Source organism: Paraburkholderia fungorum (assembly GCF_046027215.1).
In the GTDB taxonomy this organism is placed as follows: Bacteria; Pseudomonadota; Gammaproteobacteria; order Burkholderiales; family Burkholderiaceae; genus Paraburkholderia; species Paraburkholderia fungorum_D.
Genome location: NZ_JAQQEN010000002.1, coordinates 1,254,065 through 1,266,434, shown reverse-complemented (window position 1 = coordinate 1,266,434; position 12,370 = coordinate 1,254,065). Strand labels below are relative to the sequence as shown.

The window sequence follows — 12,370 nt, the reverse complement described above, 5'->3', positions numbered from 1 at the left end:
ATGAAGCGTTTTCTCACTCCCGATGTGGCGCTGCTGTTTCTGCGCGTCACCGCGAGCGTGCTCCTGCTGCTCGTGCATGGACTGCCGAAGGCAACCCACTACGCGAGTCAGCTCGAGGCGATCGAAGACCCGTTGCATCTCGGCAAGACGCTGACGCTAGGCTGTGCGATCTTCGCGGAGGTGGTGTGCCCGCTGCTGATGATCGCGGGCATCGCGACGCGGCTTGCCGCGCTGCCGATCATGCTGGTCTGCGTGGTCGCGCTGGGTCTCGTGCATCGGGAATGGACGTTGGACCAGGCGCAATTCGCGTGGATGCTGCTGATCCTGTTCGGAACGATCGCGATCGGCGGTGCGGGGCGCTACCGGATTGCGCCGCGCCCGCGTCCGTCTGGGCAACGGCAGGCCTGAGCGCACGGCGCGAGAGGATTGAATCATGCCATATCTGATCTCACTGGGAGCGGGCCTCGTGGTCGGTCTCCTGTACTACCTTGTGCGCGTGCAATCGCCCGCGCCGCCGCTGATCGCGCTCGCCGGGCTGCTCGGTATCGTGATTGGCGAGCATGCGATTCCGTTCGTGCAGGCGCGCATACGCACGCCCGATGCGCAAACGCAAAGCGCGCCACCCGTTGCCAGCAACAAGCCGAATCCGTTATGCAACGAGGATCGGTAGGCGCTGCGGTATTCACTACCAGTAAGGAGCTGTTTTATGAATAGTGTCAGGATGATTCGACTATTGCGGGACGCTGTCGTGTCGATCATGTCGATTGTGTCGGTCGCAGCGCTCGGCATGGCGCTGGGCGCCTCGCCGGCTTTCGCCGGGGCCGATCAACAGAATCTGGGCAAGAGCCTGCCTGTTGTGTCGGTCGGTCCGCAATACGACACGACGCACGTTTATGTGGCGAGTCAGGACATCGACGCGTTCGTCGACAGTTTTGTCGCGACGTTTGGCGGCAAGGCTTCGCCGCGCGCCGTGTTCACGGTTACGCCGACGCCAAGCAAGACGGCTTCGCAATACGTGCAGACGCCTGTCGGCATGCTGTCGGTGTTCGCGTTCCAGACGCCGATACCGTATCCGTTCGGCAGCGAGCGCACGGGCTACCTCGTCACCGACATGGACAAGGCCGTGCGCGCCGCGCGCGCCGCGGGCGCGGACGTGATCGTCGATACGTTCGACGATCCGATCGGCAAGGACGCGCTGATCCAGTGGCCCGGCGGCCTGAACATGCAACTGTACTGGCATACGAAGGCGCCTTCGTACGGTCCGCTCGAGACGGTGCCCGACAATCGCGTCTATGTGTCCGCGCAATCCGCGGATAACTTCATCAGGCGCTTTGTACGCTTCTCGCACGGCAAGGTCATGTCCGACAACCGCCAGGCGGACGGCGGCGAAATCGGCCGGCCCGGCGAGACGATCCGGCGCGTGCGCATCACGTCCGGCTTCGGCACCATGCTCGTGTTCGTGACCGACGGCAAGCTGCCTTATCCGTTCGGCCGCGAGGTGACCGGCTATCTGGTCGCCGATCTCGACGCGACGCTCGCGAAGGCGCAGAGCGTCGGCGTGAAGGTGCTGTCGCCGGCGAACAGGACAGTTGAAGGGCGTACGGCAATGGTCGAGTTTCCCGGCGGCTACGTCGCCGAGATTCACGAACTGACGAAATGATGCTGCGTCGCTCGCTTACGCGCGCGACGTCGAAGGCGGCTGCCTGCGCCGCGCTCGCGGTGTGCGGATGGACAGAGGGTGTGAACGCGTTCGCCGCCGATAACGCGGCGGATGCGGCTGCCGGCGTGGCCGTTGCGCCTCAATGCACCGCGAAGCGGCCGTCGGCGCTGTCGTTCAACCGTTGGCAGGAAGACTGGTCGGCGCTGGCCAATCCGTGCGTGCCGCGCGAGCCGCTCGATGCGCTCAAGTACATCTCGCCCGGCAACGATCCGTCGACCTATCTGTCGCTCGGCGCGACCCTGCGTGAACGCTTCGAACTGAACAACACGCCACTCTTCGGGCTCGGCACCGCGCGGCCCGACAGCTACGTGATCGAGCGCGCCGAAGTGCATGCCGATGCGCGCATCGGCATGCATGTGCAGGCGTTTTTTCAACTCGAGGACGCGCGGCCCTTCGGCAAGGATGCCGTTTCGCCCGTCGACAAGAATCCGCTCGACATCGAGCAGGCGTTCGTCGCGTTCGTCTATGGCGTAGGCAGCGGCACGTTCAAGGCACGCGTCGGCCGGCAGGAGATGGCGTTCGACTTGCAACGGTTCGTCTCGGTTCGCGACGGGCCGAACGTGCGTCAGGCGTACGACGCGCTGTGGGCCGCCTATGAAATCGACAAATGGCGCTTCATCGGCTATATGACGCAGCCGGTACAGAATCGCGACGTCACGGCCTTCGACGATGTGTCGAACCGGCATCTCACGTTCAGTGGCGTGCGCGTGGAACGTGCGAACACAGGGCCGGGCGATCTGTCGGCGTACTGGTCGCGCTACAACCGCGACAACGCACGCTTTCTCGATGCGGAAGGCACCGAGCATCGCGATGTATTCGACGTGCGGTACGCGGGCAAGGTCACGCCGTTCGATTGGGATGCCGAATCGATGGTGCAGACGGGGCACGTTGGCAACGACACCATCGGCGCGTGGGCGTTCGGGGTGCTGGGCGGCTATACGCTCGCCACGGTGGCGGGCTCGCCGCGTGTCGGTTTGCAGATCGATGGCGCATCGGGCGATCGACACCCGGGCGATGGACGCGTCGAAACCTTCAATCCGTTGTTTCCAAACGGCTACTACTTCACGCTGGCGGGATACACCGGCTACAGCAACCTGATTCACGTGAAGCCGTCGATCACCTTCAAGGTATCGCCGAAGGTCACGTTACTGACGGCACTCGGTTTCCAGTGGCGCGCGACGACAGCCGATGCGATCTACGGTCAGGGGATGGCCGTGGTGCCCGGCACGGCGGGAAAGGGAACCCGCTGGACGGGGATGTATGCGCAGATTCGCGCTGACTGGCTCGTCAGCCCGAACGTCGCGCTCGCGCTGGAAGCGGTGCACTTCGAAGTCGGCGATTCGATCCGCGCGCTAGGGGCACGCAATGCGGACTATGTGGGCGTCGAAGCGAAGTTCGGATGGTGACCGATGAGCGGGGAGAGCCGGCTCAACGCTTCGACTGGATCTGAGGGGTCAGAAGCCTTCTTCCAGAGAGGCCGCTTCGAGGACCGTGGCCAGAATCATCGCTTCGATATTTCGTGGTGCGGGTTGAACCCGCTTGGGTCGATACACGGCATTGCCCCTCGCAATGGCCTGGCCACTCAGGGCGCAAACCCCGGCTTTCTTCGCAACGCAGCGCCGCCAATGCTGTTCGCCGTAGCAGCAGGACGTCGCGTCGCTCCATGCGACCGTTGCCGAGGTCCGCCCGCAGCGCTCGAGAATCCGGATGACGCATTTGCGGAAGTCGCTATCGCAGTCGTTCGGGCGGAAGCAACTGGACACAGGCGGTCCGTGTATTTCGCTTTCGTTCGAGAGAAGCGCCATGGTTGACTGCCACGTTCTGTCTGCTTCAAAGGGAGCTTGCATGATGCGGTTCCTCGATTCTCGTTAGAGCTAACCCTCGACCTTGACTGGATAATAGGTAGCAGACTGGCGGCCCGCTATTACATGATTGTGGAGGGGGTCCCTCATTCACCCTCCAGAACCATGCCGGCTCAGCGATTGGTCGCTCCACTGATCTCGACGTCCGGATGTGCGGCGTCATCGCTCGGGACTGGCAGGACGACGCTAAAGGTTGATCCGTAGCCCTGATTATTGGCCGCAGTCAGACAACCCTCATGCGCTTCGATAATGGAGCGCGACACTGCAAGCCCGATACCCATTCCCTTGCTCTTGGTCGTGACGAATGCGTCGAATATGCTGTCGCCACCCTCGATGCCCGAACCGTTATCGATCACCTCGAGTAGCACGGACCCGTCGTGACGCCCCCTTGCGGTAATGAGAATCCTCGGTGTGCGCCCCGAGTTTTCCGTGGCCTCTATGGCGTTCGTGATCAGATTAAGCAGGACCTGCTGAATCTGTATCTGGTCGACGAACACCAGTGGCAGGCCATCAGGCAAATCGAGGTCGATGTCGGCGGTATGCCTGGTTTCGTCCTGCCGTAGCAGCCGCACGGATTCGAGGACCATATCTTTCACGTTACGCTTGCGCTTCTCGAATGATTGGCTCTTGAACAGCGCGCGGATGCTTTTCATCGTCTCGTCGGCGGAATGGGCATCCCGAACGACGCTTTCCGCGGAAGTCCGGGCTTCATTCAAATTGGGCGGGGACGCTGCGAGCCACCGATTACAAGCCTGCGCATTGGCGATAACGGACGTGAGAGGTTGATTGAGTTCGTGCGCGATGGAGGCTGAGAGTTCTGCGACCGTGGCAATCTGGGTTGCCCGTGCAAGTTCAGCCTGAGTGTGTCTGAGCCGGTCCTCTGCACGCTTGCGTTCGTCAATATCAAGACTGAGTCCATACCATTGGACAATGTTGCCGTCGGAGTCCCTCATTGCTTCACCCGTGTGCTGGTACCACCGGTAAACCCCGTCTTTTCGGCGAAGCCGGGCAGCGTGGCGGTAGGGTTCGCCAGTCTCGATCGAGTGTGTCCACGCCTGAATCATGGCGTCCAGGTCGTCAGGATGGCAGGTCGTCTGATAGCCGACGCCCGCGAGCTGCGAAAGATCCAGGCCAACGAATTCGATGATTTTCCGATTGATATAAGTGAGCCCCCCTTGTGGGTCATTGCTCCAGAGCATGGCGGGGATGGTCTCGATCAGTTCGTGTAGCTGGTGCTCCCGCTGTTCGAGCATTGCTTCCGTTTGTTTGAGGTCGTCGATGTCCGTACATACGCCGAACCAGTGCAGGATCTGTCCGCTTTCGTCGCGAAACGGTTCGCCGCGAGCGAGATACCAGCGCACTGTTCCACCGGCGCCTGCAAGCTGGTATGTGTCCTGATAGGACGCACCTTCCCGGACAGCTTGCCGCCAGCGCGAGCGGACCCGAAGACGGTCTGCTTCCGGGATGCGGCGAAGTAACATTTCTCCGTCGAATTCTTCCTCGGCCGCTCCCATGAAGGCGAGCATTTGCCGACTCCATCGGTCGACTCTTCCTTCTGGTGTGGCTCGCCAGATCATCGCGGGCAATACGTCTACGAGTCTTCGCAAATTAAGCTCTTCCGTGCGAAGAACCTCCTGAGCCAGCTGCCGCTCGTGGATATCCGTCGAAAGTCCATACCAGCTCACGATGTCGCCGCTGGCATCCCGCATGGGCGTGCCTTTGCATTGAAACCAGCGATACGTATTGTCTGCCGCGCGGAACCGATGGACCGAGTCGTAAGGTCTCCCGCTAGCGAGGGAATCTTCCCAGACCTCAAGGGTTGAAGCAGCGTCGTCCGGGTGCACCAGGTCAAGCCAGCCGCGCGCTCTCAGATCTTCGAGCCGTAGGCCGGTGTAGTCCTCAGTGCCTTTGTTCACATATTCCAGGCGGCCATGAGAGTCCGTCCGCCAGAGCAGGCTGGGAACATTCTCGGTCAGCCAGTTCAGTTGCGCTTCCCGTTCGCGGATCAACTCTCTCGACTTGCTTGCCGTCAGCGCCTGTCGAACCTCGAGATCGACATCATCATCCTTCGAGTGGGCCGTTGCGTCGGGCTGCCGGATGTGCCGAGAGCGTCGGGAGACCAGTTCGGCACAAAGCCATGCCGCGCCGATGCCGATGGCGCAACGGCCAATCGAGCCGAAGGATAGAGGAGGGTGACCGGCAGTCAACATCGTTGCGGCGATCCCAAGCGAGGCGAAACCCGCGGCGAGACGCCCAAAGCTGCGGTCGAAAAAGTGCGTGACCAGAACAACCAGTACGAGTACGAGGCAGCCTGTGACCGGTTCGAGCAACCCTGCCACTGCTGACGCGCCGGCTATGGCAACGCTGAGGGCGGCAACCCGGGACGAGCGTGGTATCAACACGGTAGGCATGTCAACCTCGGAGTTCGTCAACGTATTGGACAGTGATACTCCACATTTTCACATCAATGCCGGGATTTTCCGGCGAAAAGGTCACTAGCTAGCAAAGTGAGCGGGGAGGGTTGATGGCTATTTCGTGTCGTACCGCGAGGTATGATCGCGCGCACCGCGCGCGCATCGGTATGGCACGAATTGACTACGAGGCAATGGAGATAGGTCATACCATTGCGAATGGGTACCTTTTCAGGAACTGCCAGTCAGGTAGCTCAGGAAAAAGATAAGGAAAAAAGACTAATCTAAAAGTTTGAACCGGATGGCGCCATTACATATTCATGTCGCTCACTTCGACATGCGGCTAGTCTGAACCCACAAGACCGAGGTCCCGCGCACGCGCAACAGCTTGAGTGCGCTTATCGACGCCGAGTTTCATGAAGACGCTCTTCAGATGAGATTTGACGGTTTCAGCGCCAATCCCGAGCACCTTTGCGATTTCCTTGTTCGACTGTCCGCGCGCAATCAGGTCGACGATTTCGCGCTCCCTTGAACTCAGCGACCCGCGCAGGGTATCGCGTCGACGGTGGCCGTCAGGCTGATAGAGAATCCGCGCGCCGTCGAGCAGATGATCGACGTAGGCGATCAACTCGTTCGAGTGCCCCGTCTGCTCCGCGTTCCCCGTGTGCCGCGCGTCTTCACGAACGGCGTCCAGCAGTGATCCGATGTCCGGCCCCACGTCGAGAATGGATTGGTACACGCCTGCGGGCGCGGCGACCCTCAGGACTTCGCGAAAGATCCCAATCGCACGGGCGCGTTCGTTCGCCGCCAGCCAGACCAGCGCAAGCATGGTTCGAAGGCGTATCGCGAGGAAATTGGCATGTTGTTGTTCGGCGCTCTGCAGCGCGGCGCCCAGCACCGCGCTGGCTTCTTCGGTCCGCTGTTGGGCCGCGGCAACAGAGGCCGCCCCGAGTGCACGATAGTTCTCGATTTCGAGCGCGATGGAACGTGAAGGGTGGGCGTTGGAGTCCGCCATCTGATCGAGTTGCGCGACGCACGCAGCCGCTTCGACCATCCTGCCTTCCGCAAGGTATAGCCGTGTGCGTTCAACAAGGGCGGCGGCGGTCATGCGGTCCCAGTGACGTTCACAACTCAACGCCTGGGCCCGATCGAGCAATGCGTACGCCTGCGTCACGTCCGAATGCGCGGCGGCGATCCGGATGAGGAGACGATAGGCAATTAACACGCTATCGAGCAGGACCGCAACGTCGATGACCGGCATCAACCCGGCAACCAGCGTTTCAGCTTTGTCCAGCCGGCCTTGTTCGTACCATATCTGGCCGATCATCGGTGCGCATAGCGCCACTGAGATCGAATCGGGACCGGCATGGCGTTCGGCCAGTTGCATCGATTCCGTGAAATACCGTTCGGCAAGCCCGAAGTGCAGCTGTTGCATTTCCGCATGTCCCAGCAGGCACTGCCGGTAGACGGAAGAGTACAGATTGCGCTGATTTTCTTCGGTTGAGTAGGACATCCACGGTGTTGCGTAAAGTGCTTCGAGATTGCCGGCCTTCCAATGGGCGAAGCGCACGACGTTGGACGCCACATTGGTGGTCCAGATATCGGTGGTCGGCCACTCGATGCATGGTTCGGCGATAGCGAGCGCGCGCTCAGGATCGTCCTGCAGTCCCGCGATGACCGAGCGGATCGCCTGGCATTGCCGCCGGATGTCTTTAGCTTCGGCGCCAGCGTTGGACGCGAGATCATGTTCGACTACATCCAGCATCGCGAGCGCCTCTTCGAAATGCATGGCGAGCGCCATTCCCCACGCAATCGCCAGCGTAACCTTCACCTGCGCACCGGCCAGACCGGCGGGAAAGCGGCGCTGCAAGTCGAGCAGCGTGAGCAGGTCGCCTTTCTTGACGAGTGCCATCGCGCACCGCTCCATCAGACGAATCGCGTTATCCGTGCTGCCCGCGGCGATCGCGTGTTTGACTGCCTCCGTCCACAGTTCCTGGTCGGCATACCACGCACACGCGCGGCAATGCAGTTCCGCCACTTCGTCGGCGTGCTGTGCGTCGAGCTGGGCCCGCAAGTACTCGCTCATCAGCGGGTGATAGCGGAACCATTGGCCGTTGGAGTCGAGCGCCTGCAACAGCAACTGGCCTCCGGCAATTTCGTCCAGCATAGGCTGGCTCGTGCGCAGGCCTGTTACCACCTCGCAGAGTGGCGCGCTCAACCGGTCGAGTATCGACGTGCGCAGCATGAACCCGACCATATCGGGGGACAGGCGCTCGAATATGTACTCGATATAGGCGGCGAACGGCCGCGACGTACCGGATGGCGCATGACGCTCCAGAACCGGTTGGCCATCCTTGCGCGATAGCATGGACATCTGGATGCGCAGCGCCGCAGCCCAACCCTCCGTGCCCGCAAAGAGCGTCTGGATGTACGAAGCGTTCAGCGTGCCGGGCAATGTGCGTTCGACAAAGCACCTCGTTTCATCGAAGTCGAAACGCAACACCGACCCGTCGATTTCCAGCAGTTCGTCTCCTGCTCTCAGCCTCGCGAGCGGCAGCGGTGGATCGGTGCGACTGCAGAGGACCACATGCACATGAGGCGGCGCCTTTTCGATCAGAAACGACATCGCGTCGTGTACGGCTGGCAGGCTGACCTGGTGATAGTCGTCCAGAAACAGGACAACCTCATCATCGACTTCGACCAGGTCATTGAGCAGTGTGGAAACGACGGCGTGTAACGGGACGAACGCGGCGTCGGCAGTCAGACTGATGGCCGCGGCGCCGACCTTGTTGCAGGCATGCTGCAACGCGTGCGCCAGATAGTTGAGGAAGCGCGCCGGGTCATCGTCTTCTGCGTCGAGCGACAGCCACGCCACTAATGCACCATTCGCGCGCAACCGGTCGAGCCAACTGAGCGCCAGCGAAGTTTTGCCGAATCCGGCGGGTGCCTTGATCACGGTGAGACGTGTGTTCGCGGCGCGCCCGGCGAGGCCGGCGAGGCGCGGACGCGCGATCAGATCCACCGGCACGCGCGGCGGAGCGATCTTCGTTGCCAGGAAAAGGTGCAGTTCGCTCGCGGATGTCTCTCCAATCACACGCATGTTTCAGTCACCCATTGTATTGAGCCAGCCAATTATTGGCGGCGTGCTTGCCGCCATCCCCTGTTTATTGAAGCGCATCCCCCGTGTCGGGGGATGGTGAGCCTCCCCCAATATAGGGGATGGTAGGCCGCGTCGCGCCAGGCGACCATACGTACACCGGATTGAAACTGAAGCGTGCCCCGGGCCAGGGGCAACGCGCCTGCAGATCACTGCCAGGCGGCTCATTGGCGGCTCGCCAGGACCGACTCATTTTTCGCCCCATGATACGCCGCGTCGAATCCCCTTGCAGGCGTCCGGCAGGAACCGGCGGGCGGGCGGCCGTACAGGCCACGTAAGCCATTGCGCCGGTGTTCCTTGTCTTTCGAAATCGTGCGTCCGTTATTGATGGGTATCTATTCGTGTTAGCCAAAGCTCCAAGAATCAGCGATTACTTGCGGGAAAAAACCGTGTCGATCGCAGCCGATCTGACGCATGTCGTCGAACGCACGCTGGCGATACTGACGCAGATGGATGGATACAGGTTGCTCGCACCGGCGGTGCAAAAGGACGTTCGCGAATCGGTCGAACTGTCGGCCAAAGTCTGGTTCGAGACGCTGCTGTCGGGGGAACTCCCTGCGGCGCAGGACATGGACCTGTTTCGTGAAATCAGCCAGCGACGTGAGCATCAACGCGTGCCGCTGCAAAGCCATCTGCAGGCATTGCGCCTGGGGTTGCGGGAAATCTGGAGCACCTACATCGCGCTCGGCGAGCTGGACGAGCGTATTGCCAAAGAACTTCTGGCCGACGTCTCGCTGTATCTGGTCGACCACTTCGATTTCATTGCGCAGATCGTTGTGCGGGCCTATCTGGGCGAGCAATACCGGCAGCCGCGGTGGGCGGAACTCGCCGTTGCTATCGAGGAAGGCGCGCGCCGTTCTGAAAGCGTGCGGCATCATCTCGTTGCACTCCTCCAGCAGTTACTGGCCGAGCCGGACCTGCTCGCAGGGCTCGACGTCGAGCATGTTCGGGAGCACCGCGGTACCGAAGGAGCCGGCACGCAAGTGATGAAGTTCTTCGGCCTCGATGTCGATATCGAGGACGGCGCGGAATTGTCGAAGGCCTTGCGCGACGCGCAGGAGAAGCTGGCGCAGGCATCGCGGCTCGCGGCCGTGGCTGAACTCTCCGCCTCCATTGCCCACGAACTCAACCAGCCGCTCCAGGCTATCGTGGCGCATGGGCAGGCCTGCGTGCGATGGCTCGCTGCAACGCCGCCCAGGCTCGACGAAGCCAGATACTCGGCCGAGCAGGTCGTGCGCGACGCGAATGCCGCGGCAGACGTGGTAAGCCGCATTCGCGCTCTTTTCAGGCACACGGCTCCGCAAAAGATTGATCTCGATGTCAATAAGCTGATTCTTCAGGTATGCACGCTGATGGCCGACGACATCCAGCAGAACGCGGTTTCGCTCGAGACAATCCTCGGCGAAGACGTGTCGAAGATCAGCGCGGACGCGGTTCAGATTCAACAGGTGATCGTCAACCTCGTGCGCAACGCAATCGAAGCGTTAGCGGCAACGGAGGAACGACCGAGGCTGCTGGTGATCCGCTCACGTCGCGATGCCGGCAATGTGGTGGTGGATGTGGAAGATCACGGTGCGGGGCAGGTGAACTTCGAGAAGATCTTCGAGCCATTTTTTACCACAAAGAAAACAGGCATGGGCATGGGTTTGGCAATCTGCAAGTCGATCGTGGAAGCACACGCGGGCCGGATTGGGGCCGTGCGCAATGTGTCCCGCGGCGTGACCTTCAGCTTCAGCCTTCCGATAGAGAGATCGAGCGCAACCTCACGTTGACGATAGCTGACGGTATCGTCAGCCGCCTCCGGCAATCAGCGTGATCGGCTTCGGCCTTGCTTTGGGCCTGCTTTGGCCTTGCTTTGGCCCGATAGCAACGCGCTGTATCCAGACATCCTCCAAGCCTACAGTTTCATCTCGGGCCGTGATATTACATATTTATGTAATGCAGAACACGGCTGCCGATTCTTCCGGGCGACGACTCCGGCGGCTATAATTTTTTTGTCGGCAGGACCACGTAAGAACAACATTCAACGAGATTAGCGTGGACCGTCTGTGCCGACGTCAGACTGGGTTTTCACCAGGCAATGGAGAAGGCGCATGAAATCCGCAAGTGAGGTGGTGTATGTGGTCGACGACGACAGGCGGGTGCGAGAAGCACTCACCTCGCTGCTGCGCGCAAACGGAAGAGATGCGCGCGCATTCGATTCTGGCAGGGAATTTCTGGAAACACCGCGTCAAAATAGTGTTTCATGTCTGATTCTGGATTTGCGAATGCCAGGCATGAGCGGGCTGGAAGTTCAGAAGCTCGTCAGTACGGACTCGCAGATTCCCGTCATTTTCATTACTGGAAAGGGCGACGTGCCTTCCACGGTCCTCGCCATGAAGGGTGGGGCGGTTGACTTCCTCACCAAGCCCCTCGACGAAGATGAGTTGATGCGCGTGGTTGCCGCGGCGCTCGCGAGGGCGCAGGTTCTTCGCAAGGAGGCGGACGATGCGGCGATGCTCCATGCGCTTTATCAAACGCTGACGCCTCGTGAGCAGGAGCTCCTGCCGCTGCTCGCCCGCGGCCTGCTCAACAAGCAGGCGGCGGCAGTACTTGGGATTACCGAATACACGGTGCAGGTACATCGCGGCCACATCATGAGAAAGATGCGAGCGGATTCGTTTGCCACGCTGGTCAGGCAGGCGGGAAAACTGCAGCTCGAAACGTCGCCCATAACCACTTTCTGCGCCTGATCCCAACGCCAATTCGGTGTTGGACTCGATGACCGGAGAAAAAAATGTCCACGCCGCCGGCTCGAACCGTTGCCGTCATTGATGATGACCGACGGGTTCTGACGTCTCTGGCAAACCTGCTGGCCTCTGGCGGGTACGGAACACGGGCCTACGAATCCGCTCTGGATTTTTTTGCGGACGGCTATACGGGTCTCGTATGCGTCATTACCGATCTGGGGATGCGGCCCATTGACGGCATTCAGGTGCTCGATAGAACGGTTCATTCAGGCGCAGCCACGCCGGTCATCATTATCACGGGCAAGCCGAGCGAGCATACGGAAGACTACTACCTGCGCAGAGGCGCATTAGGTTTCTTTCGCAAACCTGTCGATGGAAATGCGTTGCTGGACATGCTGGATGGCATCGCCTGATAACGGCCCTCAGCTCGCGATGCGATGCCATGAATTCCAGAACAGGCTTATGCCGGGGATCGAGGTGACCACGCGTTA

10 protein-coding genes are annotated in these 12,370 nt (G+C 60.8%); 7 read left to right on the top strand and 3 right to left on the bottom strand.

The window, feature by feature from the left end:
* The 4 genes from PQR27_RS26275 to PQR27_RS26260 are packed head-to-tail and all read left to right on the top strand — an operon-like array spanning position 1 to position 3,126.
* Positions 1-408, top strand: a complete 408-nt coding sequence (locus PQR27_RS26275) for a DoxX family protein (RefSeq protein WP_408526532.1) — start codon at positions 1-3, stop codon at positions 406-408.
* 25 nt (positions 409-433) lie between these two features.
* Positions 434-670 (top strand): DUF1427 family protein, encoded by a 237-nt coding sequence (locus PQR27_RS26270; protein ID WP_408526531.1) that lies wholly within the window; start codon positions 434-436, stop codon positions 668-670.
* A gap of 36 nt (positions 671-706) precedes the next feature.
* Entirely contained in the window at positions 707-1,660 is a 954-nt protein-coding gene (locus PQR27_RS26265; protein ID WP_408526530.1) for a VOC family protein, read from the top strand.
* Positions 1,657-3,126 (top strand): alginate export family protein, encoded by a 1,470-nt coding sequence (locus PQR27_RS26260; RefSeq protein WP_408526529.1) that lies wholly within the window; start codon positions 1,657-1,659, stop codon positions 3,124-3,126. The genes PQR27_RS26265 and PQR27_RS26260 overlap by 4 nt, the downstream gene beginning before the upstream one ends.
* Positions 3,127-3,174: 48 nt before the next feature.
* On the opposite strand, the gene PQR27_RS26255 is transcribed toward PQR27_RS26260, so the two are convergent.
* From PQR27_RS26255 to PQR27_RS26245, 3 genes are all read right to left on the bottom strand, one after another.
* A complete protein-coding gene (locus tag PQR27_RS26255; RefSeq protein WP_408526528.1) occupies positions 3,175-3,567 on the bottom strand; it encodes a DUF3331 domain-containing protein in 393 nt (130 codons plus the stop codon).
* A 128-nt stretch (positions 3,568-3,695) separates the two neighbouring features.
* Positions 3,696-5,993 carry a PAS domain-containing sensor histidine kinase gene (locus PQR27_RS26250; RefSeq protein WP_408526527.1) on the bottom strand — a complete coding sequence of 766 codons (2,298 nt, stop codon included), beginning with the start codon at positions 5,991-5,993 and terminating at the stop codon, positions 3,696-3,698.
* Positions 5,994-6,336: 343 nt separating this feature from the next.
* On the bottom strand, positions 6,337-9,093 hold the full coding sequence (locus tag PQR27_RS26245; protein ID WP_408526526.1) for a winged helix-turn-helix domain-containing protein: 2,757 nt from the start codon (positions 9,091-9,093) through the stop codon (positions 6,337-6,339).
* Between the two features lie 446 nt (positions 9,094-9,539).
* On the opposite strand from PQR27_RS26245, the gene PQR27_RS26240 reads away from it, so the two are divergent.
* The 3 genes from PQR27_RS26240 to PQR27_RS26230 all read left to right on the top strand — a co-directional run bounded on the left by PQR27_RS26240 (position 9,540) and on the right by PQR27_RS26230 (position 12,292).
* Complete coding sequence (locus tag PQR27_RS26240; RefSeq protein ID WP_408526525.1) at positions 9,540-10,922, top strand: sensor histidine kinase; 1,383 nt, start codon at positions 9,540-9,542, stop codon at positions 10,920-10,922.
* Positions 10,923-11,243: 321 nt separating this feature from the next.
* Positions 11,244-11,882, top strand: coding sequence for a response regulator transcription factor (locus tag PQR27_RS26235; RefSeq protein ID WP_408526524.1), 639 nt, complete (start codon positions 11,244-11,246; stop codon positions 11,880-11,882).
* A 44-nt stretch (positions 11,883-11,926) separates the two neighbouring features.
* Positions 11,927-12,292 (top strand): response regulator, encoded by a 366-nt coding sequence (locus PQR27_RS26230; RefSeq protein WP_408526523.1) that lies wholly within the window; start codon positions 11,927-11,929, stop codon positions 12,290-12,292.
* The last annotated feature ends 78 nt before the right edge of the window (positions 12,293-12,370 follow it).